At 71.9% G+C, this 26,559-nt stretch carries 25 protein-coding genes and 1 tRNA gene; 13 read left to right on the top strand and 13 right to left on the bottom strand.

Annotated features, from left to right (window positions below; translation table 11 throughout):
- Positions 1-11: 11 nt before the first annotated feature.
- Together ACWEEU_RS30030 and ACWEEU_RS30025 are read right to left on the bottom strand one after the other, a co-directional pair.
- Entirely contained in the window at positions 12-554 is a 543-nt protein-coding gene (locus tag ACWEEU_RS30030; RefSeq protein WP_451736735.1) for an AAA family ATPase, read from the bottom strand.
- 131 nt (positions 555-685) lie between these two features.
- The gene (locus ACWEEU_RS30025) at positions 686-1,063 is read right to left on the bottom strand and encodes an ankyrin repeat domain-containing protein (protein ID WP_451736715.1); all 378 of its coding nucleotides are present in this window, start codon (positions 1,061-1,063) and stop codon (positions 686-688) included.
- A 198-nt stretch (positions 1,064-1,261) separates the two neighbouring features.
- Here ACWEEU_RS30025 and ACWEEU_RS30020 point away from each other — a divergent pair, with 198 nt between their 5' ends.
- The gene (locus ACWEEU_RS30020) at positions 1,262-1,855 is read left to right on the top strand and encodes a TetR/AcrR family transcriptional regulator (RefSeq protein ID WP_451736712.1); all 594 of its coding nucleotides are present in this window, start codon (positions 1,262-1,264) and stop codon (positions 1,853-1,855) included.
- 11 nt (positions 1,856-1,866) lie between these two features.
- On the opposite strand, the gene ACWEEU_RS30015 is transcribed toward ACWEEU_RS30020, so the two are convergent.
- Entirely contained in the window at positions 1,867-3,384 is a 1,518-nt protein-coding gene (locus ACWEEU_RS30015; RefSeq protein ID WP_451736709.1) for an AMP-binding protein, read from the bottom strand.
- A 98-nt stretch (positions 3,385-3,482) separates the two neighbouring features.
- On the bottom strand, positions 3,483-4,868 hold the full coding sequence (locus tag ACWEEU_RS30010) for an MFS transporter (protein ID WP_385744051.1): 1,386 nt from the start codon (positions 4,866-4,868) through the stop codon (positions 3,483-3,485).
- 173 nt (positions 4,869-5,041) lie between these two features.
- Here ACWEEU_RS30010 and ACWEEU_RS30005 point away from each other — a divergent pair, with 173 nt between their 5' ends.
- Complete coding sequence (locus ACWEEU_RS30005) at positions 5,042-6,907, top strand: helix-turn-helix domain-containing protein (protein WP_451736706.1); 1,866 nt, start codon at positions 5,042-5,044, stop codon at positions 6,905-6,907.
- Positions 6,908-7,033: 126 nt separating this feature from the next.
- Here ACWEEU_RS30005 and ACWEEU_RS30000 read toward each other — a convergent pair whose 3' ends face one another.
- The 4 genes from ACWEEU_RS30000 to ACWEEU_RS29985 all read right to left on the bottom strand — a co-directional run bounded on the left by ACWEEU_RS30000 (position 7,034) and on the right by ACWEEU_RS29985 (position 10,743).
- Positions 7,034-8,695 carry a DEAD/DEAH box helicase gene (locus ACWEEU_RS30000; RefSeq protein WP_451736703.1) on the bottom strand — a complete coding sequence of 554 codons (1,662 nt, stop codon included), beginning with the start codon at positions 8,693-8,695 and terminating at the stop codon, positions 7,034-7,036.
- 86 nt (positions 8,696-8,781) lie between these two features.
- On the bottom strand, positions 8,782-8,985 hold the full coding sequence (locus tag ACWEEU_RS29995; protein ID WP_007502648.1) for a cold-shock protein: 204 nt from the start codon (positions 8,983-8,985) through the stop codon (positions 8,782-8,784).
- A 183-nt stretch (positions 8,986-9,168) separates the two neighbouring features.
- Positions 9,169-9,801, bottom strand: a complete 633-nt coding sequence (locus tag ACWEEU_RS29990) for an AAA family ATPase (RefSeq protein WP_451736699.1) — start codon at positions 9,799-9,801, stop codon at positions 9,169-9,171.
- A gap of 9 nt (positions 9,802-9,810) precedes the next feature.
- Complete coding sequence (locus tag ACWEEU_RS29985) at positions 9,811-10,743, bottom strand: ion transporter (protein WP_451736696.1); 933 nt, start codon at positions 10,741-10,743, stop codon at positions 9,811-9,813.
- 169 nt (positions 10,744-10,912) lie between these two features.
- Between ACWEEU_RS29985 and ACWEEU_RS29980 the strand changes: the two genes are divergently transcribed.
- From ACWEEU_RS29980 to ACWEEU_RS29970, 3 genes are read left to right on the top strand one after another with little or no spacing between them, the layout of a single operon-like run.
- Complete coding sequence (locus ACWEEU_RS29980) at positions 10,913-11,131, top strand: twin-arginine translocase TatA/TatE family subunit (RefSeq protein WP_451736693.1); 219 nt, start codon at positions 10,913-10,915, stop codon at positions 11,129-11,131.
- Between the two features lie 46 nt (positions 11,132-11,177).
- Positions 11,178-11,564 carry a BlaI/MecI/CopY family transcriptional regulator gene (locus tag ACWEEU_RS29975; protein ID WP_385744040.1) on the top strand — a complete coding sequence of 129 codons (387 nt, stop codon included), beginning with the start codon at positions 11,178-11,180 and terminating at the stop codon, positions 11,562-11,564.
- Positions 11,565-11,570: 6 nt separating this feature from the next.
- A complete protein-coding gene (locus ACWEEU_RS29970; protein WP_451736690.1) occupies positions 11,571-12,527 on the top strand; it encodes a M56 family metallopeptidase in 957 nt (318 codons plus the stop codon).
- A gap of 28 nt (positions 12,528-12,555) precedes the next feature.
- On the opposite strand, the gene ACWEEU_RS29965 is transcribed toward ACWEEU_RS29970, so the two are convergent.
- The 3 genes from ACWEEU_RS29965 to ACWEEU_RS29955 form a co-directional block, all read right to left on the bottom strand.
- Complete coding sequence (locus tag ACWEEU_RS29965; RefSeq protein WP_385750405.1) at positions 12,556-13,011, bottom strand: tellurite resistance TerB family protein; 456 nt, start codon at positions 13,009-13,011, stop codon at positions 12,556-12,558.
- A gap of 76 nt (positions 13,012-13,087) precedes the next feature.
- On the bottom strand, positions 13,088-14,113 hold the full coding sequence (locus tag ACWEEU_RS29960) for a sporulation protein (RefSeq protein WP_451736687.1): 1,026 nt from the start codon (positions 14,111-14,113) through the stop codon (positions 13,088-13,090).
- Between the two features lie 116 nt (positions 14,114-14,229).
- Positions 14,230-15,378, bottom strand: a complete 1,149-nt coding sequence (locus ACWEEU_RS29955) for a macrolide family glycosyltransferase (protein WP_451736732.1) — start codon at positions 15,376-15,378, stop codon at positions 14,230-14,232.
- Between the two features lie 434 nt (positions 15,379-15,812).
- On the opposite strand from ACWEEU_RS29955, the gene ACWEEU_RS29950 reads away from it, so the two are divergent.
- From ACWEEU_RS29950 to ACWEEU_RS29925, 6 genes are all read left to right on the top strand, one after another.
- Positions 15,813-17,609 carry an FAD-binding dehydrogenase gene (locus ACWEEU_RS29950; RefSeq protein WP_451736685.1) on the top strand — a complete coding sequence of 599 codons (1,797 nt, stop codon included), beginning with the start codon at positions 15,813-15,815 and terminating at the stop codon, positions 17,607-17,609.
- 337 nt (positions 17,610-17,946) lie between these two features.
- A complete protein-coding gene (locus ACWEEU_RS29945; RefSeq protein WP_451736682.1) occupies positions 17,947-19,344 on the top strand; it encodes an amino acid permease in 1,398 nt (465 codons plus the stop codon).
- Positions 19,345-19,671: 327 nt separating this feature from the next.
- A complete protein-coding gene (locus ACWEEU_RS29940; protein ID WP_451736679.1) occupies positions 19,672-20,691 on the top strand; it encodes a sugar ABC transporter substrate-binding protein in 1,020 nt (339 codons plus the stop codon).
- Positions 20,691-21,764: an ABC transporter permease gene (locus ACWEEU_RS29935; protein WP_451736677.1), complete on the top strand. Its 1,074-nt coding sequence runs from the start codon at positions 20,691-20,693 to the stop codon at positions 21,762-21,764. The genes ACWEEU_RS29940 and ACWEEU_RS29935 overlap by 1 nt, the downstream gene beginning before the upstream one ends.
- Before the next feature lie 5 nt (positions 21,765-21,769).
- On the top strand, positions 21,770-22,657 hold the full coding sequence (locus ACWEEU_RS29930) for an ATP-binding cassette domain-containing protein (RefSeq protein ID WP_385750390.1): 888 nt from the start codon (positions 21,770-21,772) through the stop codon (positions 22,655-22,657).
- Between the two features lie 202 nt (positions 22,658-22,859).
- Positions 22,860-23,099, top strand: a complete 240-nt coding sequence (locus ACWEEU_RS29925) for a hypothetical protein (protein ID WP_385750388.1) — start codon at positions 22,860-22,862, stop codon at positions 23,097-23,099.
- Between the two features lie 161 nt (positions 23,100-23,260).
- Here ACWEEU_RS29925 and ACWEEU_RS29920 read toward each other — a convergent pair whose 3' ends face one another.
- Positions 23,261-24,265 carry a Gfo/Idh/MocA family protein gene (locus tag ACWEEU_RS29920; protein ID WP_451736672.1) on the bottom strand — a complete coding sequence of 335 codons (1,005 nt, stop codon included), beginning with the start codon at positions 24,263-24,265 and terminating at the stop codon, positions 23,261-23,263.
- A 110-nt stretch (positions 24,266-24,375) separates the two neighbouring features.
- Positions 24,376-25,536 (bottom strand): Gfo/Idh/MocA family protein, encoded by a 1,161-nt coding sequence (locus tag ACWEEU_RS29915; protein ID WP_451736669.1) that lies wholly within the window; start codon positions 25,534-25,536, stop codon positions 24,376-24,378.
- 194 nt (positions 25,537-25,730) lie between these two features.
- Here ACWEEU_RS29915 and ACWEEU_RS29910 point away from each other — a divergent pair, with 194 nt between their 5' ends.
- Positions 25,731-26,252: a hypothetical protein gene (locus tag ACWEEU_RS29910; RefSeq protein WP_385750380.1), complete on the top strand. Its 522-nt coding sequence runs from the start codon at positions 25,731-25,733 to the stop codon at positions 26,250-26,252.
- A gap of 219 nt (positions 26,253-26,471) precedes the next feature.
- Positions 26,472-26,545, top strand: a tRNA-Pro gene (locus ACWEEU_RS29905).
- The last annotated feature ends 14 nt before the right edge of the window (positions 26,546-26,559 follow it).

The following is a 26,559-nucleotide window of genomic DNA, read 5'->3' as shown; positions in this document are numbered from 1 at the left end:
CAGCGCCGTCCTCAGCGGTCGACGGGTGCCACGCAGTCCAGCCCCGTCTCGCGCAGGACGCGTGTCACCGTGTCGTCCAGGGTGCTGTCGGCGGGGACGACGGTCTCGATGCCGCTGGGGAGCAGGTCGCGTTCGCGGTACCACTCGCGCAGGTGGACGTCGGTGACCGCCGCCTGGAGCGCCGGGTCGGGCTTCGTCGCGTGGCGGAGCAGGGTCTCCTGGAGGGGGACGTCCAGGTAGTAGCAGCGGGTGACGCCCCGGTGGTCGCGCACGAGGTCCTCCAGCATCGTGGCGTACCGGTCGGCGTACAGGATGCCCTCCACGACCGTGTGGAACCCGGCGTCCAGGGCGTAGCGGGCCGTCATGCCGATCAGCCCGATGTTGGCCCCGCCCGGCCGGTCCCGCTCGCGCAGGACGACGCGGCGGAGGTTGTCCTGCGCGACCAGGGCCAGATTGCGGCCGAAGCGCTCGCGCACCCCGGCCGCGACCGACGACTTGCCCGAGGCGCTGTTCCCCCGCAGGACGATCAGCCGCGTCTGTTCGGTGCCCACCATCACGCGGGGCACGCTACCGGTCGGACTCCGGCCGCGTGTCCTGGTCGGCGCTTTGAACCGCGGCGTCCGGCGCCTCGGGGGGACGGGACTGGACGCGGAGGCGCGCCGCCGAGTGGCTCGGGTACGTCAACCTAGGGACGCGGCGTCGGCTGGGGCGGCACCTGGCCCCCGTCGCCGGCTCGCCGTCCGATGTGTGCCCGGAGCAACTCGATCGCGGGCTGGTGGTCGTAGTGCCGCGCTACGTCCAGGGGAGCCTGCCCGCCGGGATCGCACAGTTCCGGATCGGCGCCGAAGGCGAGCAGGATCGCCGTGGTGTGCACGGTCAGGGGTTCGCCCGACTGGAGCGCGCTGTCGCCCTCGACGTCGACGGCGTGCGTGAGCAGCGTGAGGTTGTCGTATGCCTCGTCCGGGTCGGCCCCGGAGGCGAGCAATCGGGCGAGGGTTTCGGCGTCCTGGTCCTCGACCGCCTGATGTGCGGGAGATCCGGCCCAGCCCAGAGGTTGGTTCACCGCGCCATTCCATCCCGGGAACGGGTGAGCGGTCCACTGAATTCGAGCGCCGCCCCGGTGAGCCAGGTGTGAGGACAACGGCGCTACCGACGCGCGGCCATGCGCATGCCGCTCTCCTCGATTACGTTGTACGCATCGTTCACATGCTGTGAAGCGACACCGAGCGATGTGCGCGGTGTCCACCTCACGGAGGCCCCCATGCCCCAGGCACCTGGCTCGTACCATCACGGCGATCTGCGCGCCGCCTGTCTGCGCGCGGCGCGGGAGCTGTTGGAGGAGGACGGGAGCGCCGGGCTGTCGTTGCGGGCGGTGGCGCGGCGGGCGGGGGTGTCGGCAACGGCGCCGTATCGCCACTACGCGGACCGCGAGGCGCTGCTCGCGGCCGTCGGGGCCGAGGGGTACCGGGAACTCGGCGCCCATCTGGCCGCAGCGCACCCCTCGCCCACCAGCGCCGACGACCTCGCCGAGATCGCCGTCGCCTACGTGCGTTTCGCCCTCGACCACCCCGCGCTGTTCCGCGTGATGTTCGCGGAACCCTGCGACCCGGCGAGCGAGGAGCGCCTCGAGGCGACCATCGCCATCTCGCAGTACGTGCGCGGCATCGTCCACGACGTGTTCCCGGACGCCGATCAGGACGCCCTGTCGACGGCGGTGTGGGCGCTCGTCCACGGGCTGGCCTTCCTCCATCTGGACGGCAAGCTGGACGCGTCCGTGCCCGAGGCGGTGGCCGAGCAGGTCCGCGCGGCCGTCCACGCCGTGCTCACCGCCACGCCGGAACGGGTCGAGGCGTAACAGGTCGCCCGTCAGGGCGTCCGCGCGCCCCCGCCGTCGGCCAACCGCTCCACTCGCTCCGCCCGCAGCGCGGAGCGCCGCAGCTTGCCCGCCGCACTGCGCAGCGGAGTCGTCACCAGCTCGATGGACCTCGGGCGTTTGTGGGGCGACAGCCGGGTGGCGAGGAAGGCGTCGATCTCCTCGGCAGTCGTCGGGCGGCCCTCCTCGATCTGGACGATGGCGTGGACACGGTTGCCGCGGTCCGGGTCCGGCAGGCCGATGACCGCGCCGGACAGGACGTGCGGATGCTCGGTGAGGGCCGCCTCGATCTCGGCGGGGTAGACGTTGACCCCGCCCACCAGGAGCATGTCCGAGCGGCGGTCGTGGAGATAGAGGTAACCGTCCGCGTCGAACTCCCCGACGTCGCCGAGGGTCGACCAGCCGTCCTCCTCCTCGGCCTCGGCGCCGATGTAGCGGAACGCGGGCGGCTTGCCCTCCGAGACGCGCATGAAGATCTCGCCGGGCACCCCGGGCTCGGTGACCGGCGAGCCGTCGAGCGCCACGATCTTGATCTCGCCCCAGGTGGTACGGCCCACCGAACCCCGGTGTGCCAGCCACACGGTCCCGGAGATCGTGCAGCCGGCCTGGGCCTCGGTCCCGGCGTACAGCTCCCAGACCCTCTCCGGGCCGAGCCAGTCGATCCACGCCTGCTTGGTCGCGGGCGGGCACGGCTCCGCGCAGTGCCACACCGAGACCAGCGAGGAGAGGTCGTAGCGCTCGCGGGTCTTCTCGGGCAGCGCCAGGACGCGCCGCATCATGGTCGGCACCAGATACACCCAGGTGATCGCGTACCGCTCGATGTCGGCCAGGACCCGTTCGGCGTCGAACCGCTCAAGGAGCGTGACCGTGCCGCCGTTGAACAGCGTCGTCATGGCCGTGGAGAAGGGCGCGTTGTGGTGCACCGGCGCGGTGACGAGCGACTGCTCGCCGGGCCTGAGCCCCCACGCCTCCATGTCGAAGGGGTTGAACACCCCCGCGGCCCCGGACAGGATGATCTTCGGCCTGCCGGTCGAACCGCCCGAGGTCGGCGCCTTCCACGAGGGACCGACCTCCGTCACGAGGCCGGCACCGTCGCCGCTCCCGCCGCCGAGACGGCGCAGTTCCGCGACCGTGGTCGCCTTGAACCGGCCGTCCCCCACCGGCGCGCCCTCCTCCAGACCGACCACCACCGCCGGGTCGGACAGCGCGAGGATCGCCTCCTCCTCGGGTCGTGCGAGCCGCGTCGACAGCGGCTGCGGTACGGCGCCGAGCTTGAGGCAGGCGAAGGCCGCGACGACGACGCCCACGCCGTTCGGCAGCATGAGCGGGACGATGCGCCCGCGCTCGACTCCCGACAGGCGCATTCCGCGCGCGACGTCAGCGCTCGCCCGGTACAACTCCCCCCAGGTGAGCTGCTCGTCGCCGGAGCGGACCGCTACGGCGTCGGGGCGCTCGGCCGCGTGTGCCTGCGGGATGTCACCGAGCGGGAACCCCGGTTCGGGGGTGAACATGGCGATCTCTCCTCGTCGTTCGGGAAGTTCGAGCGCTTCGGGGCCGTCGGTGGGCCCGGTGGGGCCGGTGCGTCCGAGGGCCCGCGGGCGCCGGCCGCTCACGCGTACAACTGGGTTCCGGGCAGCGTCTCCGGATCGGCCCGCACTTCCGCCGGGTTCGTCTCCGGCAGGAACCAGGCGCTGACGAAGGTGATCAGACCCATGAGCGCGATGTAGGCGGCGACCAGCGTGGTCGTCCCGGTCTTGGCGATGATGGTGGTCATCAGGATCGGGGTGCCGCCGCTGACGATGATGGCGGAGAGCTGGTAGGCCAGAGAGGCGCCGGAGTAGCGGACGTTGGGGGCGAACAGCTCACCGAGGAAGGCCGCCATCGGGCCGTAGGTCAGGCCCTGGAAGAGGAAGCCGACGGTGATCGCGACGAACACCAGGGGCGCCGACGCCGTGTCCACCAGCGCGAAGTAGGGGAACGCCCAGGCCGCGACGCCGAGTCCGCCGACGAGGATGAGGTTGCGCCGCCCGAACCGGTCCGACAGATGGCCCGCGCAGGGGAGGATGCCCGCCATCAGGGCCGAGCTGAGCAGGGTGACGGTCAGCAGGGAGTCGCGGTCCATGTGCAGCGTCGTCGTGCCGTAGCTGAGCAGGCCGGTGATGCTCACGTAGAAGAGGCTGTTCGTGGCGGAGAGGGTGCCGCAACCGAGCAGAATGGTCCGCCAGTTGCTGCGCACGGCCTCGGCGAGCGGAGCCCGGACCACGCGCGCCTCCGGGTTCTTGGTCGCCGCCTTCTGCAACTCGCGGAAGTCCGGAGTGTCTTCGACCTTGCGCTGGATGTGCAGCACGACGGGGAACATGACCGCGCTGAGCAGGAACGGGACGCGCCAGCCCCAGTCCAGGAACGTGTCGTTCGACACGACGGCGCCGGTCGTCGTGAAGATCAGGTTCACGATGATGACCGCGACCGGGACGCTCGTCTGGCCGAACGTGCCCGCGAAACCACGGCGTTTGGGGTGGGCCGACTCGGTGAGCAGCAGTGCGATGCCGCCCCACTGACCGCCCGCCGCCGCGCCCTGGGCGAACCTCAGCAGCACCAGCAGAGTCGGAGCGAGCACACCGACGCTCGCGGCGCTCGGCAGACAGCCGATGAGGAACGTCGCGGTCGCCATGCCGATCAGACACGCGACGACCGTGGGCTTGCGACCGTACTTGTCACCGAAGTGACCGGCGAGGAGCCCGCCGAGCGGCCGGGCCACGAAGCCCGCCCAGAAGGTGCTGAAGGACAGCAGTGTGCCCATGAAGGCGGAGGAGTGCGGGAAGAAGACGTGCGGGAAGACCAGGGCCGCCGCCGTGCCGTACAGAAAGAAGTCGTACCACTCGATCGAGCTGCCGATCAGGCCGGCCGCGAGCAGCTTCCAGCCGGTGCGACGCTCGGGTGCGGTGGTGGGGTCGGAGCCGTTGCCCTGGATCGGGGCCTGCGCGGAAGAGGCCATGGGGGCATCCCTCGGTTCTGGGTAGGGCTGCGACCTGCGTCACAGCTCTGTGTCGTGCGGTGAGAGTAGAGCTGAGCAAGCGCTTTGCAGGATGGGACGGGGATACACTCCTGGCGCTCCGACGGTGGAGGAAATCACCACCTCCGCCGCCCGTTTCCCGTGGAGGGCGACCGATGGCACGCACGGACTCCGACGCGCAGGACGCTCGCGCCCCCGCCCTCCCGAGCGATCAAGGCCGTAACGGCGATCACGGCGATCACGGCGAACTCGCCGCCTACCGCCTGCGCCGCGAGCGCGAGTTGAGCAGTCTGTACGCCACCGCTCGTTCGCTGGCCGTGCTCGGGGAGGTCGACGTGGTGCTGCCGTCGATCGTCAGGGAGGCGCATGAGCTGATCGGCAGCGACTTCGCGTATCTCTCGCTCCTGGACGCGGACGGTAACCTGATGCTCCGGGCCACGGCGGGCACCATCTCGCCGGAGTTCTCGTCCGCGCGGATGCCGCCGGGCGCAGGTCTGGGCGGGCGGGTGATCGAGACCAGGGCGCCGTACTGGGTCAGCGACTACCGCGCCGCCGACGGCCTCGACCACAGCTCCGCCTTCGATCGACTCGTCGCCGGCGAAGGGCTCGTGGCCCTGCTGGGCGTACCGCTGCTGGTCGGGGACCGCGTGATCGGCGTCCTCTTCGCCGCCGACCGCACCGAGCGCCCCTTCGAGAAGGACGAGGTGGCCCTCCTCAGCGCCTTCGCGGACCACGCCGCCATCGCGCTGCACAACGCGCGGCTCTACGAGGAGAGCCGGGTGGCGCTGCGGCGGCTGCGGGACGCGTACCGCGTCATCGAGGACCAGGTCGCCACGATGGAACTGGCCGCGGCCGTGCACGAGGCGCTGACCCACGTGGTGCTGACGGGCGGCGGCCCCGGCGACATCGCGCAGTCGCTGGTGGACCACCTGGAGGGCGCGGTCACCATCCGGGACCGGGACGACAGGGTCGTCGCGACGCGGTGCCCCGAAGCGGTGGCGCCGGGCGTCGACCCTTCACTGGAACGGGAATTGCTGGAGGAGGCCCGGCGGACCGGGCGCTGCGTCCACGGCGAGAGCGCCGACGGCACGGTCCTCAGCGTGGCGGCCATCCAGGCGGGCGGCAGCCATCTGGGCTCCCTGTCCCTGCGGCGGCGGGCGGCCACCGAGTCGGCGGACGTCCGGATGCTGGAGCGCTCCGCGCAGATCACGGGCCTGCTCGTGCTCATGCGCGACGCCCGTGTCGAGGCGGAGGAGCGGGTACGGGGCGAACTGCTCACGGAACTGCTCTCCCACCCTCCGCTGCACCCCGTCCACCCGGCCCTGCGCGACCGCGCGCTCGCCCGTGGGGTCGACGTCGACGGCCTCGACGTCCTCGTCGCGGCCGACTGCCCGGGGCGGCCCGGCGCCGACATCGTCCGCGAGCTGCACGCCGCCTCAGCCGAGTGGTCCGGACTCGCGGGCGAGTACCTGGGCCGGGCGACCCTGCTGCTGCACACGGACGACCCGGAGGCGGTGGCCGACACCCTCCACCACCGGCTGCGCCGCCGCCTCGGTGCCCCCACCCTCGTGGTCGCCGACCGTGTCACCGGCCAGGACCGCGCCCGCTCCTTCACCCTGGCCCAGCGCTGCCTCGACGTCATGCGCTGCCTCGGCGACACCGACCGCGGCTCCACCACCCGCCGCTACGCCATGTACGCCCTCGTCTTCGACCCCCGGCGCGCCCACGAACTCGAGGGCTTCGTCACCGACACCCTCGGCCCCCTCCTCGACTACGACCGGCGCCGCTCCACCGACCTCGTGGCCACCGCCGCCGCCTACTTCACCCACTCCGGCAACCTCAGCCGCACCGCCCGCGCCCTCCACGTCCACACGAACACCCTGCTGAAGCGGCTGGACCGCATCGGAGCGGTGCTGGGCGAGGACTGGCGCTCGGCGGACTCGGGGCTGCGGGTGCATCTCGCGGTGCGGTTGCACCAGTTGCGGCGGGTGCTGGACGGTCCGGTGGGGGAGGGGAGCTGACCGGGCGCGAGGAGCCGCACGGAAAACGCGTGCGGGCCCTCCCCGAGGCGGATCCGGAACTGGATCCCGATCCCCGGGAGGGCCCGGCACGGCACGGCGGTGCGGCGGTAGGGCTGCCGGCTCAGGTCAGCCCTGGTCGCCGCTCCTGGTTCCGCTCCGGCGTCGGGCCGCCGCGGGGCGGCCGGACTTCGCGGCGGGCTTGGCCGCGGGCTTCCCGCCGGTCCGGACGGCGGGCTTCGCCGTGGGCTTTCCGCCGGTGCGGCCGGTGGGCTTGGTCGCGGACTTCGCGCCCGTCCTGCCGCCGGTCTTGGCTGCGGTGCCGGCGCCGGTGCCGGTTGCGCCCTCGGCTCCCGTACGGCGGGCCGGCCGGCCGGTGGTGGCCTTGGCCGGGGACTGCGCGCCCGCCCTGGCGCCCCGGTTCCCGTCGGCGCCCCCGCTGCGGGACCTGCGGGAGGGGCGGCCGGACGACTTCGCCGCGGGCTGCTCCGGCTGCGCCGGTTCGAGGACGACGGCCACACCGGACGGCTCGCGCGCGCCGGTGATGGCGGTCAGCTCCGGCGCGGTCGAGGTGACCCGCGTCGTACGGGGGCGGATGCCCGCCGCCGACATGAGCTGGTTGACGTCGCGCTTCTGGTCGGGCAGGACCAGGGTGACCACGCTGCCGGAGCCGCCCGCGCGGGCGGTACGGCCGCCCCGGTGCAGGTAGTCCTTGTGATCGGTGGGGGGATCGACGTTGACGACGAGGTCGAGGTCGTCGACGTGGATGCCGCGCGCGGCCACGTTCGTCGCCACCAGCGCGGTGATCCGGCCGTCCTTGAACTGCTCCAGGGCGCGGTTGCGCTGCGGCTGGCTGCGGCCGCCGTGCAGGGCGGCCGCGCGTACGCCGACGGACAGCAGCCGCTTGGCGAGACGGTCGGCCGACCGCTTGGTGTCCAGGAAGAGGATGACCCGGCCGTCACGGGCCGCGATACGGGTCGTGACCGCCTTCTTGTCGGTCTCGTCCAGGAGGTGGAGGACGTGGTGCTCCATGGTGGACACGGCTCCGGCGGACGGGTCCACCGAGTGCACGACCGGGTCGTCCAGGAAGCGCTGCACCAGCCGGTCGATGTTCCGGTCCAGGGTGGCTGAGAAGAGCATGTGCTGACCGCCCGGGCGCACCCGCTGGATCACCTTGGTGATCTGCGGCAGGAAGCCCATGTCGGTCATCTGGTCGGCCTCGTCCAGCACCGTGATCCGTATGTCCTCGAGGACGCAGTCACCGCGTTCCACGAGGTCGTTCAGCCGGCCCGGGCACGCCACCAGCACCTCGACGCCGCGGCGGAGCGTGGCGGCCTGCTTGGTGATGGAGAGACCGCCGACGACGGTACCCATCCGCAGGTTGACCGCCGTCGCGTACGGGGTCAGCGCGTCCGTCACCTGCTGGGCCAGCTCACGGGTGGGCACCAGGACGAGCGCGAGGGGCGCCTTGGGCTGCGCCCGCAGCCCGGCCGTACGGGCCAGCACCGCGAGTCCGAAGGCGAGCGTCTTGCCGGAACCGGTACGGCCCCGACCCAGCAGGTCACGCCCGGCCAGCGCGTTGGGCAGCGCGGCGGCCTGGATGGGGAACGGGGTGGTCACGCCCTGCGCGGCCAGGCACTTCAGCAGCGCGGCCGGAAGCTCCATGTCGGCGAATTCCGCGACGGGCTCGAGCGCGGGCGTCCTGCTCTCCGGGAGCCGGAATTCTTGGGGCGGAGACGCGGGGGAGGAGGGGGCGGCGCGACGGGTCGGCTTCTGCGGCCTGCGGGACATGCGGTGTGTGTGCCTTCCTGGGAACAGCAAACCGGGGTTCGCACCGCGATGGTGCGAACCCCGGCGAGCGATGACGCGTCCGGCGATCAGGCGGGGACGATGTTCTCCGCCTGCGGGCCCTTCTGGCCCTGCGTGACGTCGAAGGACACGCGCTGGCCCTCCTGGAGCTCACGGAAGCCCTGCGTCGCGATGTTCGAGTAGTGGGCGAAGACGTCGGGGCCGCCACCGTCCTGCTCGATGAAGCCGAAGCCCTTCTCAGAGTTGAACCACTTCACGGTTCCCTGAGCCATGATTTTCTCCTTCTGGTAGGCAGAGGCCCCATCCGGAGACAACCGGTAAAACAACTAATGCGCCCGATGGATACATTCCCGTCAGGCGCACATAGGTTCATGGGTACCACAACTGCAACGCCTTAAAAGTACCACACATCCGCCCCGCGCGACACCCCACAGCCCTCCTGGCCTCGGAAATTCTCAGTCGAACCGGATGTGCCGGACCCCCGTCCACGCCCGCCGCAGCCGCCCCCGCAAGGCGCCGTCCCGGTCCGGGGCGAGCGGCAGCCCGGCGCTCGCTGCGACGCGCTCCGCGACCTCGGGCACCGTGAGCCGGTCGGTCCGCACCTGCTCCGCGAACTCCCCGCCGCGCAGCCGCTCCAGACAGAGATCGAGCTTGGCCAGGGCGAAACTCTCCCCGCGCAGCGCCGCCTTCTCGCCCGCGAGGAACCGGACGGCCCTCCCGAAGCCCCGCTCCCGCAACCGGCGCAGCACGGTCCGGCGCTCCGCCATCAGCGCGAAGTGCCGCACATCGTGCCCGCGTCCACGCAGCCGCCCGACCGTCTCCCGGAAATAGACGGGCTCCACGACCGTCATCGGCACGATCACCGTCCCGTCGTACCTTCCGAGGACGTGGTCCAGCACCTCGAACACCCCCTGCCGCCAGGCGCCGATGTCCTGGAAGTCGCCACGCAGCGACCGGGGCGTCATCCGGTGCAGCCCGAACCCGACGTGCTCGGGATCGCACACCACACTGTCCGCGAGCCGGCGATGAAGCTCATAGGCGGTCTGCGTCTTGCCGCTCCCGAAGGGACCGTTGAGCCACAGGAGCATGGAGCGACTTCAGGGGACGGAGGAGGGCGGGGCTCCTCGGTCCGCGGTGTGCTCCGGTTCGCGGGGGGCCGCCTCCGGTGCCGTGGCCGGCAGGCTCTGCTCCAGGTCGTCCAGCGCCCGGCGGGCCGTGGCGATGCGGGCGAGCAGATCAGTGGGGGTGGGGGTGTGGTCCGGTGCGGTGCGGGGTTCCGGGTGGCTCTGTTCCATTTCTCGGGCCTCCTCCAGAGAGGTCAGGACGACGCCGATCAGGACGTTGACCAGGACGAACGAGGCGAGGAGGACGTAGGAGGCGTAGTAGAGGAGGCTCCAGCGGGAGATCGCCAGTCCGGCGTGGACGGCGTCGCCGATGCCGTCCAGGGTCATCAGGAGGAAGAGGGTGAGGACGGCGCGGCCGATCGAGCCGTAGTGCTCGGGGTCGGCGCGGGCGAAGAAGACCCAGCCGACCATCGCGTACACGTAGAGCAGGAGCGCCCCGACGAGCAGGAAGCTCACCGTGCCGGGCAGGCTGCGGGCGACCGCGACCAGCACGATGCGCAGTTGGGGCAGGAAACGGGCGGTGCGCAGGACGCGCGCCAGGCGCAGCAGCCGCAGCACGGTGGTGTTCTCGCGGACGGCCGGCAGGAACGCGCTGAGGAGGACGGCCAGGTCGAAGAGGTTCCACGGGTCGCGGAAGAAGTCGCGGGGACGGTCGGCGTGGGCGCCCAGACGCAGCAGGATCTCCACCGTGAACCCGGCCACGCACGCGCGCTCCGCCAGGCGTAACGCGGTGTGCCACTCGGCGGCGAGGCCCGGATAGGTCTCCGCGCCGAGCAGTGCCGCGTTGGCCAGGATCAGCCCGACCACGCCGGCCGCGAACCAGCGCGCCCCGGTGACACGGCGGCACCATGAGGCGAGGGAGACCCGGGCGGGAACCGGCCGGATCGAGGGGGTGGTGCCGGTCATCCTGCTCTGTTCCTCCGTGCGGCGCGGTGATTCTCCGCCCCCCCTGCCGGCGATCCGGAGCGGACGGCGGGCTTGTGAGCGATCATGCTCTACGCAAGACTTCTACAGCAATGTAGATGTGAAGGGTGAGCCGGGTGTCCGCCACCCGCCCGGAGGGACGTGGAGAACGATGTTCGGCCTGAGTGAACTGGCGCTGGTTCTGCTGGTGTTCGCCGTGATCCTCGGCGTCAGGAAACTGCCGGAGCTGACCCGTGCCACGGGCAGGGCGGTCCGGATCTTCAAGAGCGAGGCGCGGGCCCTCAAGGCCCGGGGCGCCGGGTCGGGCCCGTCCTCCGGGAACGTCGTGGAGGGGAAGATCGTCGGACGCGGCGACGGGCCACGGTCCTGACCGCCGGCCGGGGCGGACGGGCGGGCGGAGCCGGAAGGGAGCGGACGTGAGCGACGAGCGGCGTCCCCGGCGGCGGGGACAGGGCGAGCTGGAAGGACTGGTGCTGTCGGCCCTGCGCGAGGCGCCCGCCCCCGCGTCGGTGGGCTGGGTCCAGGAGCGACTGGGCGGCGACCTCGCCTATACGACCGTGATCACCATCCTGACCCGGCTGCTCGCCAAGGGCGCGGTCACTCGCGAGCGCGCGGGCCGCTCCTTCGTCTGGACGCCGGTCTCGGACCAGGCGGGCCTCGCCGCGCACCGGATGCGCAAGGTGCTGGACGGCGAGAGCGACCGGGAAGCCGTGCTGTCCCGCTTCGTCACCTCGCTGGAGCCGGACGACGAACGCGTGCTGCGTCAACTGCTGGGCCGTCTGGGCCCGGAGGGAGAAGACTGAGGACCCATGGGAGTGTTCGTCCTCCTGCCGCTGGTGCTGCCCCTGACGGCGTGGCCGGTGGCGCGACTGGCCGAGCAGCGGCTCCATCCGCGCACCGCCAGTTGGCTGTTGAGCGTGACTGCCGCCGTGCTGGGCCTGTGCAGCACGGTGTGCCTCGCCCTCCTCATGGTCGTCGGCACCGCCCAGCTCCCGGGCAATCCACTGCCGGACGGCTGGTCCGACGACGAGGTGCGCGAGGCGGTGCCGTACGACGAGATCGCCGGCCAGGCCGCCATCCCCGCCCTGCTCGCCGTGGTCTCCGGCTGCGGGCGCCTGCTGTGGCGCCATCAGCGGCTGCGGCGACGGGCCGAGCGGAGTCTCGCCGGGCTGCCCCGCCGCACGGTCGCCGTGCTGCCCGATGACGCTGCCTACGCGTACGCCCTGCCGGAGCGCGGTCGGGACCGCGGGCGCGGGCGGGTGGTGGTGTCGACCGGGATGCTGTCCCGGCTGGCCCCGGCGGAGCGACGGGCCCTGTTCGCCCACGAGCGGGCACATCTGACGGCACGTCACCACAGGTTCCTGCTGGTCGTCCAACTCGCCGCCCGTGCGAACCCGTTCCTGTGCCCGCTGCGCACCGCGGTGTCCTACACCGTGGAGCGGTGGGCGGACGAGGAGGCGGCCGGGGCGGTGCGCAGCCGCCGTACGGTGGCGCGGGCCATCGGCAGGGCCGCGCTGATCGCGGGCGTCGCACCGGGGGTCGGACCGGGTCCCGCGCTGGCCGGATTCGCGATCCCCGGGCCCGTCCCGCGCCGGGTGGCGGCGCTGCTGCACCCGGCGCCCACCGCGCACGCGTGGCCGTCGCTGTTCACGGCCGTGGGCGTGGCGGTGTGGACGGCGGCGGCCGGGACGGCCGTCTCCGCGCTGTCCTCGGCCAATTCGGCGGTGACGCTGTTCCTCGTACTGAAGGCGGCCACCCCGCTGTAGGGGTGGCCGCCCGTGGCGCTTCGCGCCGTCAGAGGTCGAACTCGTGCGGCGGCAGGTCGAGGGTGTAGCACGCCTCGCGCACGACGGCCTGCTCGTCCTTGTCGAAGTTGCCGTCGGCGCCGCCGATCACGATGCCGATCTGGACGACGGCACGTGCCTCGGCGGGCTTCTTCTTCGCCTTGGCGACCTCCTGGAGCACGCTGACCTTGCCGAAGTCGAAGTCGGCGGTCAGCTTGTCGAGGTTGGCCTCGAACCGGCGCTGGAGGTCCAGTGCGTCGAAGTTCTGCAACACCTCGTTACCGGCGATGAGTTGCGCCACCCGGCGCCGCTCGGAGGGGTCCACCGTGCCGTCGGCGGCGGCCACCAGCGCGCACATCGCCATCGAGGCGTCACGGAAGGCGCCGCTCTTCAGGTCGTTCTTCTTCGCCACCAGTTGCGTCTGCATGGTGGCGGCGGATTCCTTGATGCGGTCCCACAGGGCCATGAGCACTCCAGTCTGTGAAGGTTGAGGAGCCGTGCCGTGCCCGGCCCCCGAGTGTCCCCCGTCGTAAGACGCTTACTCAGTCCTCTTCGTCGCCCTCGAAGAAGTCACCCACCTCGTCCACGACTTCGGCCGCGACCATCCCGCCCACGACACCGACGGCGAGACCCGCCGCGCCCGCCGCGATGGCGGTGCCCATCCCGGGGCCGGAGCGGTGGTGGCCGCCGTCGTGCCCGTACGCGTGCGCCTGGCCGTACGCGGGTCCGTGCCCGTGAGAGGGCTCGTGCCCGTACGGAGCGTCGTGGCCGTACGGTCCGGGAGCCCCGTACGACGCGCGCTGCTCGGAGAGCCGGTGGAACCAGCCGTCGACCACGGTGTTCCAGTCCGGCCGGTCCGCCTCGCCGTGCGAGACGGTGTAGCGGGCGAGCGCGTCGTGCCCGGCGGAGAGGAAGCCGCCGCGCTTGTCGGCCTCCAGGACGACTTCCACGCCGGCGGGGTCGGCGAGGAAGGTCAGCTCGAACTCCCGCACCTGGTGCGCGAACTGCGGAGCCGGGATCAGCTCGATCTCCTGGTAGAAGGGGAGTTGCTGGCCGGTGCCGCCGATGCGCCCCAACTCCAGGTCGGCCGAACGGAATCCGAAGCCGAGCTGACCCAGCGCCTCCAGGATCGCCTCCTGGACGGGCAGCGGGCGTACCGCGAGCGGGTCGAGGTCTCCCTTGTCCTTCGCCCCGGCGACGGCCAGTTCGGTCCGCACGCCGAGCACGATGCCAAGCGGCTGCCCGTACAGCTCGGTGACCGGCGTCTCCCAGGGCAGCGTCACGCTGAACGGCACGCTCCGGCTCTCGCCCTCGCGCAACCGGAAGCCGCCGCCCACCGTGAACCGGTCGAAGACGACCGCGCCCTCGCTCTCGCCGTGCTCGTGCTCTGCCTCGACGCGGGCCACCAGCTCCAGGGTGATGTGGTCGATGTCGAAGTCGGCCTTCCCGCCCCGGAGATGGACCTGCCCCGACAGCGTGCCGCCGGGCAGCGCGGGACCGGGGTCCAGCACCGTGTCCACGGTGGGCCCTCCCACACCGAGCGATCCGAGCAGCTTCTTGAACACCATCCGGCGTTCACTCCTTTACGTGCGAGTCACCCGCGTCACGGCGGTGACCACCGTTTTTTCTACAAGCCTGTAGAAGCATAGCGGCGGATACGGCCCGGGAGGCGAGGAACACGGTCTCAGGGCAGCATGTCCTCGATGAGGTCGGCGGCATGCCGGGTACCGCCCTCGGCCCGCGCCTCGGCGCTCAACCGCGCGCAGCGGCGGGCGACTTCGGGATCTCCGACCAGCTCGGCCAGGGCCGTCCGCAGCCGCTCGCCGGTGGCCTCGGCGGTGTCGATGCGACGGGCCACGCCCAGCTCCACGAGCCGGTCGGCGTTCGTGAACTGCTCGGCGCCCTGCGGCACGGCGATCATCGGCACCCCCGCCATCAGCCCCTCGCCGCAGCCGCCCATCCCGGCGTGCGTGACGAAGGCGTCCGCCTGCTCCAGGATCGCCCGCTGGGGCACCCAGGAGTGCACCTCCACGTTGGACGGGATGGCGCCGAGTTCCGCGGGGTCGGTGTACTTGCCGATCTGGAGGACGACGTGCCAGCCGGGCAACTCGCCGAAAGCGGCGAGGCATTGGCGGTAGAACTCGGGTTGACGCGTGAAGGCCGAGCCGAGCGAGACCAGCAGCACGTTCTCGGCGTCGGCGGGGCGGGTCCAGCGATCCGCCTCCGCGCCGAGGTCGAAGCAGGGACCGACGAACGTCACCACGCCGGTGTCGACCCGCTCGGCGTGCGGCTGCATCGCCCGGGAGATCAGCGCGAGGGCCCGCTTCGGACGGCCGGAGAAGGTGTCCACGTCGGTCGTGGACGCCCCGCACCCGGCGAGCCACCGCGCGAATCTCGCCTGGTACGCGTCGGCGCCCGGCAACTGCCGGATCTGCGGGGCGATCTCCTCGGCGTAGCCGTCCCAGGCCACATAGGTCGGGGAGAGCTGGAGGAGGGGACGGCCCTGCGACTCCGCGAGAGCGCGGGCGGCGTAGGCGCCGATGTCGTACAGATAGAGGTCGGCCGGGTCCGGGTCGTAGACGGCGCGCAGGCGGGGGAGTGCCTGGACCGCGTCGTCCAGGAAGAGGCTCATCGCGCCGACGGGGTCCTCGGGCCACTTGTTGTCGGCGACCGGCAACACCGAGGGGCAGGGCACCAGTTCGGCGCCGGTGGGGGTGATCAGGTCGGCCGCGGCGGGGTCGTTGGCGTACGTCACCCGGTGGCCCCGGGCGACCAGCTCGCGGATGATCTCCAGGCTCGGCAGGACATGGCTGACGGCAGGAATGCCGACCATCGCGATGTGGGCACGGCGACGGGACGCGGAAGGCGTGGGGAACACGGAGGCTCACTCGTTTCTACGGGAGGACAGGACACGGCGGGCCGGTGCGCGGGCCTCTTCGAGGGGGCGCACGACGACATGCCGGAGGAAGGCCGGGGCGCTGCCCGGATCGTTCAGCCGTAGATCGGAAGAAGCATGTCCGCGACCCTAGCCGCCCCCGCGCGGCGGGGCACCGCAATTTCCGGCGCGCCCCCGGGAAGCGCTTCACTCGACGCTGTACCGGAACCCCGTGCAACACCCTGTTCGCCGGAAACACCGTGAGCTACCGTCGGTAACACCTGTCGGCAGCGCTCGCCGGACTCCCCGGGCCGCGCCCGCAGCGCCCCACCATGCTCTGTCGCACCCCCATGCCCTCCCGCACCGTCAGCACCCCCTGACGAAAGGCAGCCATGGACCACCCCACCGCTCCCGCTTCCCCCACCGGCATCACCCGTCGCCGCGCCCTCACCGTGACCGGTGGAGTGCTCGCGGGCGCCGCGCTGGCCGCCCACGCGTTCCCCGCCTTCGCCGCCGAGTCGCAGGACGCCGACGCGATCGTCGTCGGCCACGGGCTCGCCGGACTCGTCGCCACGGCCGAACTCGCCGCCGCCGGACGCAAGGTGCTGCTCCTCGACCAGGAACCCGAGGCGAGCATCGGCGGCCAGGCGTTCTGGTCGTTCGGCGGGCTCTTCTTCGTGAACTCCGACGAACAGCGGCTCATGGGAGTCAAGGACAGCCAGGACCTGGCCTGGCAGGACTGGCTCGGCACCGCCGGTTTCGACCGGGACGTGGACGATCCCAAGGGGCAGGACCACTGGGCCTACAAGTGGGCCGAGGCGTATGTGGACTTCGCGTCCGGCGAGAAGAGGTCGTGGCTGTCCGGGCTCGGCGTGCAGTGGTTCCCCATCGTCGGCTGGGCCGAGCGCGGCGGCGGACTCGCGGACGGGCACGGCAACTCGGTGCCCCGCTTCCACGTCACCTGGGGGACCGGCCCGGCCGTCGTCGAGCCGTTCGAGAAGAAGGTGCGGGCGGCGGTCGCGGCCGGGAAGGTCACCTTCAAGTTCAGACACAGAGTCGACGGCATCGTCACGACCGGCGGCACGGTGACCGGTGTGCGCGGCGCGGTACTGGAGCCGAGCAGCGCGCCGCGGGGCACGCCCAGCTCCCGTACCGTCGTCGGCGACTTCGAGCTGCGCGCCCCGGTCGTGGTCGTCACCTCCGGGGGTATCGGCGCCAACCACGACCTGGTGCGCCAGAACTGGCCCACACGGCTCGGGACCCCACCGAAAACCATGATCACTGGTGTCCCCGCACATGTGGACGGGCGGATGCTCGCCATCACCGAGCGCGCGGGCGGCCGTGTCGTCAACCCCGACCGCATGTGGCACTACACCGAGGGCCTGCGCAACTACGCCCCCATCTGGCCCAACCATGGCATCCGCATCCTGCCCGGGCCGTCCTCCATGTGGTTCGACGCCACAGGCCGCCGCTTCGGCGCGCCCGACATCCCCGGCTACGACACCCTGCACACCCTCGGTTCGATCACCGCGAGCGGGTACGACTACTCGTGGTTCGTCACCACGCAGAAGATCATCGCCAAGGAGTTCGCGCTCTCCGGCTCCGAGCAGAACCCGGACCTCACCAACAAGAACGTCTGGCAGTTGCTCTCCCGGATCTGGCAGACCCCCGAGCCGATCGAAAAGTTCAAGAAGAACGGCGCGGACTTCGTGGTCGCGACGAACCTGCCCGACCTGGTCGCGGGCATGAACAAGCTCACCGGCGACAACCTGATCGACCTTGCGGACCTGAAGCGGCAGATCGAGGCCCGCGACCGCGAGATCGACAACCCGTACACCAAGGACACCCAGGTCATGGGCATCCGCAACGCCCTCACCTACATCGGCGACTCGCTCAGCAGGACCGCCTCCGCGCACAAGATCCTCGACCCCTCCGCCGGACCGCTGATCGCCGTGCGGCTGAACATCCTCACCCGCAAGACCCTCGGCGGACTCCAGACCGACCTCTCCGGGCGGGTGCTGAACGCCTCCGGCGAGCCGGTCCCCGGCCTGTACGCCGCCGGCGAGGTCGCGGGCTTCGGCGGCGGCGGGGTCCACGGCTACCGCTCCCTGGAGGGCACGTTCCTCGGCGGCTGCCTCTTCTCCGGCCGCCAGGCCGGGCGCGCGGCGGCCGCGGCGACGGCGACCTGAGGGCGGGCGGAGGTAACGGACCGGCCGAGGCGGGAGGCGTCGTACGCGGGCGCACGCGGGGTGTACGCGGCCCGGAGACCGATCCATCGCCGGACGAGCAGTCGACGAGGCACGTAAACATCTGTCGGTGTCAATGCCCCGTAAGCGTGGTTTTTGCGTGATCACGCTGACGGGGCGGGACAAGAAGCGGCGATTTGGCGACGACTCGGGGCATCACCGACCATTGTGCTCGGCCCCGTGCTCCGAGGACGTCAGTCCGCTGGTCCGCTCCGTGAGCCCGGTCGCCACCCGTCCCCGCTCCGGTCACGGCCGGTTCCCCGAGAGGTAACACCCAGCCATGCACGTCACCGGGACCGTCCCGCCGCCGGCGACGGCGGCCGAACCTGCCGGTTCCCCGGCCGGGGAACCGGCAGGCGGCGCGAGCAAGCACGCCCGCCGCTTCGGGCTCCCCGTCGCCACCGCCCTGGTCATGGGCAACATCATCGGCGGAGGCATCTTCCTGCTCCCCGCCTCCGTCGCCCCCTACGGCACGGTCAGCCTGCTCGCCCTCGGCGTCCTGACCGTCGGCGCCATCGCGCTCGCCCTGGTCTTCGGCCGCCTCGCCGAGCGCGACCCGCGCACCGGCGGCCCCTACGTCTACGCCCGCGAGGCGTTCGGCGACTTCGCGGGCTTCCTCGCGGCCTGGGCGTACTGGATCACCACCTGGGTGTCCAACGCCGCGCTCGCCGTCGCAGCCGTGGGCTACCTCGACGTACTGATCCCGGTCAGCCACCACCGCTGGACCGCGTGTCTCGCCGCCCTGGTCATCCAGTGGCTGCCGGCCCTCGCCAACTTCGCGGGCACCCGCTGGGTGGGCGCCGTGCAGCTGGTCTCCACCGTGCTGAAGTTCCTCCCGCTGCTGCTCGTCGCGGTCGGCGGCCTGTTCTTCTTCGACCCCCACAAGCTCGGCGCCTTCAACGCGGGCGGCGGCAGCGCGATCGGCGCCGTCTCCGCCTCCGCCGCCCTGCTGCTCTACTCCTACCTGGGCGTGGAGTCCGCCGCCGTCAGCGCGGGCGAGGTCCGCGACGCCCGCCGCAACGTGGGCCGCGCCACCGTCATCGGCACCGTCGGCGCCGCGCTGGTCTACGTGCTCGGCACGGTGTCCGTCTTCGGCACCGTCTCCCACAGCCACCTGGTGAAGTCGACCGCGCCGTTCTCCGACGCCGTGAACGCGATGTTCGGCGGCACCTGGGGCGGCTGGGCCGTCGCCCTGGCCGCGCTGATCTCGATGACCGGCTGCCTCAACGGCTGGACCCTGCTCAGCGCGCAGACCCCGTACGCCGCCGCCCGCGACGGGCTCTTCCCGGCCGCCTTCACCCGGCGCCGCCGGGGCGTGCCGACCGTCGGCGTCGGCGTGACGGTCGTCCTGTCCTCGCTGCTCACCGTCTACAACTTCATGGCGGGCTCCGCGCACGTCTTCGAGGTCCTGGTCCTGGTCACCACCTTCACGGCGACCGTGCCGTATCTGCTGGCCACGGCCGCGCAGCTCTACCACCTCGCCTCCGGCCGCCGCGAGACCGTCGACAAGCGTCGTCTCGTCCGCGACGCCGTGATCGCCTCCGTCGCCGCCGGATTCTCGATCTGGCTGGTCGCGGGCGCGGGCTACGCGGCGGTCTACCAGGGCGTGCTGTTCCTCTTCGTCGGCATCCTCGTGTACGCCGTGATGGCGGGACGGCGGCGCCGGGCCGAGGTCTGACCGTATGACAGCCCGGCGGTCCCGGAAGGGGCCGCCGGGCTTTGTCGTACCGGCGAACTGCACAACCGGAGCGCCTCCCACCACTAGTCCCGGTGATCTTCCGCTGCGTAGCGTGGCACCCCGGACGGCGGGCCCACGGGGCGGAAGGCGGACAGCAAGGAGGCGGCGCCCGGAACCGGCGGCGCGGCTGCTCGCGGAGACCGCCGGGGAGACGGTGTCGAACCCGTAAATGTCCTTACAAAGTATTGACAGTGGCCCGTGCAGGGGCTTGTATCGCGGCCGACGCAACAGCAGTTCCCCTCCGTAGCACAGTGAGGTGCAGGCACGATGGACCGCTCTTCTCGCTCGCGTTCGCGCGGACTGGCCCAGGTCGTCGCGGTGGCCGCCGCGGCCGCCCTCACCCTCGCCGGCTGCTCCAGCAGCTCCGGCGGGAAGAAGGCCGAAGGGGGAGGGGCGGGCACCTCGGCGGGCAAGGCCGACACCCCCCGGATGAAGGTCGCGCTCATCACCCACCAGGGGCCCGGCGACACCTTCTGGGACATCGTCCGCAAGGGCGCCGAGGCCGCCGCGGCCAAGGACAACATCGAACTGAGCTACTCCGCCGACCCCAGCGCGGGCACCCAGGCCAACTTCGTGCAGAACGCCATCGACCGCAAGGTGGACGGCATCGCGGTGACCCTGGCCAAGCCCGGTGCCATGAAGGACGTCATAGCCAAGGCCGACGCCGCCAAGATCCCCGTCGTCGGCCTCAACTCCGGCCTCGCCGACTGGAAGAAGCTCGGCCTCCTGCAGTTCTTCGGCCAGGACGAGTCGGTCGCGGGCGAGGCCCTCGGCAAGAAGCTCGACGAGGTCGGCGCCAAGAACGCCGTCTGCGTGATCCACGAACAGGGCAACGTCGGCCTCACCCAGCGCTGCGACGGCGTGAAGAAGACCTTCTCCGGCAAGCTCCAGACGCTCTACGTGACCGGCACCGACATGCCGTCCGTGAAGTCGACCATCACCGCCAAGCTCAAGCAGAACAAGTCCCTCGACTACGTCGTCACCCTCGGCGCCCCCTTCGCGCTGACAGCCGTTCAGTCCGTCGCCGACGCGGGCAGCAAGGCCAAGGTCGCCACCTTCGACCTCAACAAGGACCTCACCGGCGCCATCAGGAAGGGTACGATCCAGTTCGCGGTCGACCAGCAGCCCTACCTTCAGGGCTACCTGGCCGTCGACTCCCTGTGGCTGTACAAGAACAACGGCAACTACAGCGGCGGCGGTGAGCAGCCCGTGCTGACCGGGCCCGCCTTCGTGGACAAGTCCAACGTGGACCGGGTCGCGGCGTTCGCGGCGAAGGGCACGCGGTGATGAGCACCGCGTCGCAGGCGGGACCGGCGGCCGCGCCGCTGGCTCCCGGCCCCGCCCCGGCGGACGGCCGTACCACCCGCCGCCCCCTGGCGCTCCGGCTGCTGGCCCGCCCCGAGACGGGCGTCTTCCTCGGCGCCGCCGCCGTCTTCGTCTTCTTCCTGATCGCCGCGCCCTCGCTGCGCCAGGGCGACTCGATGGCCACGGTGCTCTACCAGTGCTCGACCATCGGCATCATGGCGCTCCCGGTCGCCCTCCTGATGATCGGCGGGGAGTTCGACCTGTCGTCGGGCGTCGCGGTGATCAGCTCCGCGCTCACCGCGAGCATGATCAGCTACCAGTTGACCGTGAACGTGTGGACCGGGGTGCTCGTCTCCCTCGTCCTCTCCCTCGCCATCGGCGCCTTCAACGGCTGGATGGTGGTCAGGACCAGGCTGCCCAGCTTCCTCGTCACCCTCGGCACGTTCCTGATCCTCCAGGGCGTCAACCTGGCGGTGACGAAGTTGGTCACCGGGAACGTCGCGACCGACGACGTCAGCGACATGGACGGCTTCTCCCAGGCCAAGGCGGTCTTCGCGTCCTCCGTCGACATCGGCGGGGTCCAGGTGAAGATCACCGTCTTCTACTGGCTGGCCTTCGCCGCGCTGGCCACCTGGGTGCTGCTGCGCACCAGGTACGGCAACTGGATCTTCGCGGTCGGCGGCAGCCAGGAGAGCGCCCGCGCGGTGGGCGTACGGGTCGACTTCACCAAGATCACGCTGTTCATGCTGGTGAGCTTCGGCGCCTGGTTCACCGGGATGCACAACCTGTTCTCCTTCAACACCGTGCAGTCCGGCGAGGGCGTCGGCCAGGAGCTGATCTACATCGCCGCGGCGGTCATCGGCGGCTGTCTGCTCACCGGCGGCTCCGGTTCCGCGATCGGGCCCGTTTTCGGCGCGTTCATGTTCGGCATGGTCAACCAGGGCATCGTCTTCGCGGGCTGGAACCCCGACTGGTTCAAGGCGTTCCTCGGCGTGATGCTGCTCGGCGCCGTCCTGATCAATCTGTGGGTCCAGCGCACGGCGACGCGGAGGTGAAGACGATGACCGGCCAAGACACCGCTCCGCTGGTGGAGTTGCGCGACGCGGGCAAGTCGTACGGCAATGTACGCGCCCTGCACGGGGTGGACCTGACGGTCGAGGCGGGCAGGGTCGCCTGCGTCCTCGGCGACAACGGCGCGGGCAAGTCCACCCTCATCAAAATCATCTCGGGGCTGCACCGGCACAGCGAGGGGCAATTCCTCGTGGACGGCGAGCCGGTGAGCTTCGACAGTCCCCGCGACGCCCTTGCCCAGGGCATCGCCGCCGTCTACCAGGACCTCGCCACCGTCCCCCTCATGCCGGTCTGGCGGAACTTCTTCCTCGGCTCCGAACTCACCAAGGGGCCCTGGCCGTTCCGCCGCCTGGACATCGCCGGGATGAAGGAGACCGCCGACCGCGAACTGCGGGCCATGGGCATCGCCCTGGACGATCTGGAACAGCCCATCGGCACGCTCTCCGGCGGCCAGCGCCAGTGCGTGGCCATCGCCCGCGCGGTCCACTTCGGTGCCCGCGTGCTCATCCTGGACGAGCCGACCGCCGCGCTCGGCGTCAAGCAGTCCGGTGTGGTGCTGAAGTACATCGCCGCCGCCCGGGAACGCGGGCTCGGCGTCATCTTCATCACCCACAATCCGCACCACGCCTACATGGTCGGCGACCACTTCAGCGTGCTGCGCCTCGGCACGCTCGAACTGAGCGCGGAGCGGGCGGACATCACGCTGGAGGAGCTGACGAACCACATGGCGGGCGGCGCGGAACTCGCCGCGCTGCGGCATGAACTGGCGCAGGTGCGCGGTGTGGACGTGGCGGGGCTGCCGGCGGAGGACGGGGTGCCGGCGTCGTCCGCGGACGCGTCGTCGGCCGGTTCGCCGGAGTCGGCCGGGGGCTCGTAGCGGGGCCTGACCGTGTGACGCCCGGGTGGCCCCGCGTGCGGGCGCCCGGGCGTCGTCGCGCGTCCCTCGCGCGTCCCTCGCGTGTCCCTCGCGTGTCCTCTCGTGTGTCCGGGGACCGCCGCACGCTGCCGGGAACCGCCGGGAGCGGGCGGGAACTGCCGGAGGCAGGTGGGCGTTATGACCGTTGACAGCGTTGTGACCGATGACAGGGGACGCCCGCGAGGGCGGCAGACGGGAGGACGGCATGACGCACCGCACCACACGGCTCCGGCACACGCCCCACGACACCGAGCGGGCGGACACCGAGCGCCACGACCGCTTCGGCGCGCTGCCCGAGCGGATACGCCCCGAGGACATGGTCGAGACCCGGCCCGCGACCACACCCGACCCGGCGCGCGACCGCTACCACGCGGACGAGTGGCTGGTGCGCTACTGCGGCTGAGCCGCCTCGGCCCGCACGGCACCGTGTGCGATCAGGCGAGGGACGGGGAGGTTCGGGCGGAGCGCGGTTCCTGGGGCTGATCGTGGACGGGCTGCGGGCCTGGACAAGGGCTTCGGACAGGTGAGTTCCACGGTGCCGGGCGGGTCCCGGCGCCGCAGCGCTCAAGCTGTACGGATCTCGTCCAGCGACACCGGCCGGTGCTCGCGCAGCGAGAGCGTGCACGCCTCGGCGATCCAGCCCGCCTCCAGCGCGTCCTCGACCGTGCAGGGGGAGGGGCGGGTGCCCGCCACGACCTCGGTGAAGGCGGTGAGTTCGGCGCGGTAGGCGGCGGCGAAGCGGTCCATGAAGAAGTCGTGCGGGGTGCCCTCGGGGAAGACGACGCCCGGCTCGGCCGAGCGGATCGGCAGCTTGTCGTCCAGGCCGACCGCGAGGGAGTCCGCGAAACCGTGCAACTCCATCCGCACGTCGTAACCGCGCGCGTTGTGACGTGAGTTGGAGACCGTCGCGAGCGTGCCGTCGTCCAGGGTGAGGACCGCGCCCGTGGTGTCGGCGTCGCCCGCCGCACGGATGTAGTCGGCGCCCCGGTTGCCGCCCACCGCGTAGACCTCGGTCACCTCGCGCCCGGTCACCCAGCGCAGGACGTCGAAGTCGTGCACGGAGCAGTCCCGGAAGATGCCGCCGGACCCGGCGATGTACGCGGCGGGCGGCGGCGCCGGGTCCAGGCCCACACACCGCACCGTGTGCAGCACGCCCAGTTCGCCCGAGCGGACGGCGGCCCGCGCGGCGGCGTACCCCGCGTCGAACCGGCGCTGATAGCCGATCTGCACGAGCACCCCGCTCTCCCGTACGTCCCGCAGCACCCCGAGGCCCTCCGCCATGGTGCGGGCGACCGGCTTCTCGCAGAAGACCGGCACGCCCGCCGCCGTCCCGGCCCGGACCAGCCCGGGGTGCGCGTCCGTGGCCGCAGCGATCACCAGTCCGTCCACCCCTGCGGCGAGCAGCGCCTCCGGCGAGTCCGCCACCTGCGCCCCGAACCGCTCGGCGGCCGCCTTGGTCGCGTCCGCGAGCGGGTCCGCGACGACCAGCGACTCGACGGCGTCCAGTGCGGACAGGGTCTCGGCGTGGAAGGCGCCGATGCGGCCGAGGCCGAGAATTCCGATGCGCATGTGCGGGTCTGCTCCTTGTCGGCGGGCGGTCTCTGTGTGGCGGCGCCATATGTCGGCGTATGACATGTGGGAGGGCGCCGGACGCGTGGGCGTCGAGGTGTGGGCTGCGCCTATGTGGTCGGCAGGTCGACCCACCCCCGGCTCTCGGCCGACTCCGCCATGGCGTCCAGCGCGGCGGCGGCGCGTACCGCGTCCGCGAGCGTCGCACCGAACGGCTCGCCCTCCGCGACCGAGCGCAGGAACCGGTACGCCTCGATGACCTTCAGATCGTCGTACCCCATGGCGTTGGCCGCGCCCGGCTGGAAGGCGGCGAACTCACCGTCGCCCGGCCCGACGTACACCGTGCTCACCGGCTGGTCCTGGTACGTCGTGCCCCGGCTGACGCGCAGCTCGTTCATCCGGCGGAAGTCCCAGAACACCGCACCCCGAGTGCCGTGCACCTCGAAGCCGTAGTTGTTCTGCTCGCCGACCGAGACCCGGCACGCCTCCAGGACCCCGCGCGCGCCCGAGGCGAAACGCAGCAGACAGCTGACGTAGTCCTCGTTCTCCACCGGACCCGGCTCGCCGCCGGAGGCCAGCGCGTGACCGGCGGTGGCTCCGGCCGGCCGGGCGCGCTCGGGCACGAAGACGGCCGTGTCGGCGGCGAGGGAGGCGATGTCGCCGACCAGGAAACGCGCCAGGTCGGCGCCGTGCGAGGCGAGGTCCCCGAGCACCCCGCTGCCGCCCCGGGCACGCTCGTAGCGCCAGGTCAGCGCGCCGTCCGGGTGCGCCGCGTAGTCGCTGAACAGGCGGACGCGCACATGAGTGACCGCGCCCAGCTCCCCGGCGGCGATCAGATCGCGGGCGGTCTCCACGGCGGGGGCGCAGCGGTAGTTGAAGCCGACCGCGCTCTGGACGCCGGCCTTGGCCACGGCGTCGGCCACCGCACGGGCGTCCTCGCCGCCCAGACCGACCGGCTTCTCGACCCAGACGTGCTTGCCCGCCTCCGCCATCGCCACGCCGATCTCGCGGTGCAGGAAGTTCGGCGCGGTGATGCTGACGGCCCGTACGCGCGGGTCGGCGGCGACCTCCCGCCAGTCGCGGGTGGCGGTCGCGAACCCGTACCGCTCGGCGGCCTCCTCGGCCCGCCCCGGCACCTCCTCGGCGACCGTCACCAGCTCCGGACGCAGCGGGAGTTGGGGAAAATGGTGGCGGACCCTGCCGTACGCCTGGGTGTGCACGCGTCCCATCCAGCCGAACCCGATGACGGCGATCCCCAGCGCATCCACCATGACAGCCCCTCGTCGGACCGGCTCACTCCTGTCGCGGCCACCTTTGTACGGACATGGCTGACGCGTCAACCGTCCGGCGCGGGCCTTTCTCGATCTTGTTGCCGTGGCGGCCGCAGTGACCGCCGGGGCGCGTGGTGCCGCCCGACTGCCCACCAGGGTGGCGGCCGCCGCACACCCGGGTGATCGTGAGAGACATGGCTGACAGCACGGTGGAGGCGGCATCCGGCGTACCGCAGCGGCGGCACGACACCCGCGAGGCCATCCTGTTCGGCGGGGTCTACGGCGCGGTCCTCGCCAGTTCCCTGGTCGCCGCCCTCACCCAGCACGGCCACACCTCCGCGGCCAGCCGCCGCTACGACGCCCTCTGGGTCCTCGTCACCGCCTTCGCGTCCGCCCTCGCCCACGGCTACGCCCACTACATCGCCGAACGCGGCCCCCGCCGCCGCTGGGCCACCCTCCGCGCCCTCGTCGACGAATGGCCGCTGGTCGCCGCCGTGCTCCCGACGGTGCTGCTGCTGGCCGGCGCGGGCTGGGGCTGGTGGCCGGCCGCCGAGGTCGAGGAGCCGGCGTTCGTCCTCAACATCGCCATCCTCTTCACCCTGGGCGCGGTCACAGCCCGAGGCTCCCGACGCGGCTGGCTCGCCGCGCTCATGATCGGCGTGGTGGACGCCCTCCTCGGCGTGATCGTGGTGGTGGCGAACGCGCTCATCAAGTAGGTGTGTTGTGACCACATAGGCGCGGACCACATGTCCCCGGGCTCCAAGCCCGCGAACCGCATGGCCCAGTCCCACGTGTTCTCGGGCCACATGTCCCCGGACCTCATGTGCGCGACCCCCATATCCCGCCCCCACATGGCCGCAGGCCATGGCATCCCCGCCGGTACGGTAGGGTTTGACCTGCGCGATCACGCGGAACCAACCCGCCTGTGAGCGCATCGGGACGTGGCGCAGCTTGGTAGCGCACTTGACTGGGGGTCAAGGGGTCGCAGGTTCAAATCCTGTCGTCCCGACTCGTGAGAGTCGC

It is taken from the genome of Streptomyces sp. NPDC005004 (genome assembly GCF_053600675.1).
The sequence above is the reverse complement of the archived record's forward strand: the minus strand, read 5'-3'. Positions and strand labels throughout refer to the sequence as shown.

Bases quoted from the DNA above. Each gene is read 5' to 3' on its own strand.
- ACWEEU_RS30030 (WP_451736735.1), bottom strand. From the start codon at position 554: ATGGTGGGCACCGAACAGACGCGGCTGATCGTCCTGCGGGGGAACAGC.
- ACWEEU_RS30020 (WP_451736712.1), top strand. From the start codon at position 1,262: ATGCCCCAGGCACCTGGCTCGTACCATCACGGCGATCTGCGCGCCGCC.
- ACWEEU_RS30015 (WP_451736709.1), bottom strand. From the start codon at position 3,384: ATGTTCACCCCCGAACCGGGGTTCCCGCTCGGTGACATCCCGCAGGCA.
- ACWEEU_RS30010 (WP_385744051.1), bottom strand. From the start codon at position 4,868: ATGGCCTCTTCCGCGCAGGCCCCGATCCAGGGCAACGGCTCCGACCCC.
- ACWEEU_RS30005 (WP_451736706.1), top strand. From the start codon at position 5,042: ATGGCACGCACGGACTCCGACGCGCAGGACGCTCGCGCCCCCGCCCTC.
- ACWEEU_RS30000 (WP_451736703.1), bottom strand. From the start codon at position 8,695: ATGTCCCGCAGGCCGCAGAAGCCGACCCGTCGCGCCGCCCCCTCCTCC.
- ACWEEU_RS29995 (WP_007502648.1), bottom strand. From the start codon at position 8,985: ATGGCTCAGGGAACCGTGAAGTGGTTCAACTCTGAGAAGGGCTTCGGC.
- ACWEEU_RS29990 (WP_451736699.1), bottom strand. From the start codon at position 9,801: ATGCTCCTGTGGCTCAACGGTCCCTTCGGGAGCGGCAAGACGCAGACC.
- ACWEEU_RS29985 (WP_451736696.1), bottom strand. From the start codon at position 10,743: ATGACCGGCACCACCCCCTCGATCCGGCCGGTTCCCGCCCGGGTCTCC.
- ACWEEU_RS29980 (WP_451736693.1), top strand. From the start codon at position 10,913: ATGTTCGGCCTGAGTGAACTGGCGCTGGTTCTGCTGGTGTTCGCCGTG.
- ACWEEU_RS29970 (WP_451736690.1), top strand. From the start codon at position 11,571: ATGGGAGTGTTCGTCCTCCTGCCGCTGGTGCTGCCCCTGACGGCGTGG.
- ACWEEU_RS29965 (WP_385750405.1), bottom strand. From the start codon at position 13,011: ATGGCCCTGTGGGACCGCATCAAGGAATCCGCCGCCACCATGCAGACG.
- ACWEEU_RS29960 (WP_451736687.1), bottom strand. From the start codon at position 14,113: ATGGTGTTCAAGAAGCTGCTCGGATCGCTCGGTGTGGGAGGGCCCACC.
- ACWEEU_RS29955 (WP_451736732.1), bottom strand. From the start codon at position 15,378: ATGGTCGGCATTCCTGCCGTCAGCCATGTCCTGCCGAGCCTGGAGATC.
- ACWEEU_RS29950 (WP_451736685.1), top strand. From the start codon at position 15,813: ATGGACCACCCCACCGCTCCCGCTTCCCCCACCGGCATCACCCGTCGC.
- ACWEEU_RS29945 (WP_451736682.1), top strand. From the start codon at position 17,947: ATGCACGTCACCGGGACCGTCCCGCCGCCGGCGACGGCGGCCGAACCT.
- ACWEEU_RS29940 (WP_451736679.1), top strand. From the start codon at position 19,672: ATGGACCGCTCTTCTCGCTCGCGTTCGCGCGGACTGGCCCAGGTCGTC.
- ACWEEU_RS29935 (WP_451736677.1), top strand. From the start codon at position 20,691: ATGAGCACCGCGTCGCAGGCGGGACCGGCGGCCGCGCCGCTGGCTCCC.
- ACWEEU_RS29930 (WP_385750390.1), top strand. From the start codon at position 21,770: ATGACCGGCCAAGACACCGCTCCGCTGGTGGAGTTGCGCGACGCGGGC.
- ACWEEU_RS29925 (WP_385750388.1), top strand. From the start codon at position 22,860: ATGACAGGGGACGCCCGCGAGGGCGGCAGACGGGAGGACGGCATGACG.
- ACWEEU_RS29920 (WP_451736672.1), bottom strand. From the start codon at position 24,265: ATGCGCATCGGAATTCTCGGCCTCGGCCGCATCGGCGCCTTCCACGCC.
- ACWEEU_RS29915 (WP_451736669.1), bottom strand. From the start codon at position 25,536: ATGGTGGATGCGCTGGGGATCGCCGTCATCGGGTTCGGCTGGATGGGA.
- ACWEEU_RS29910 (WP_385750380.1), top strand. From the start codon at position 25,731: ATGGCTGACAGCACGGTGGAGGCGGCATCCGGCGTACCGCAGCGGCGG.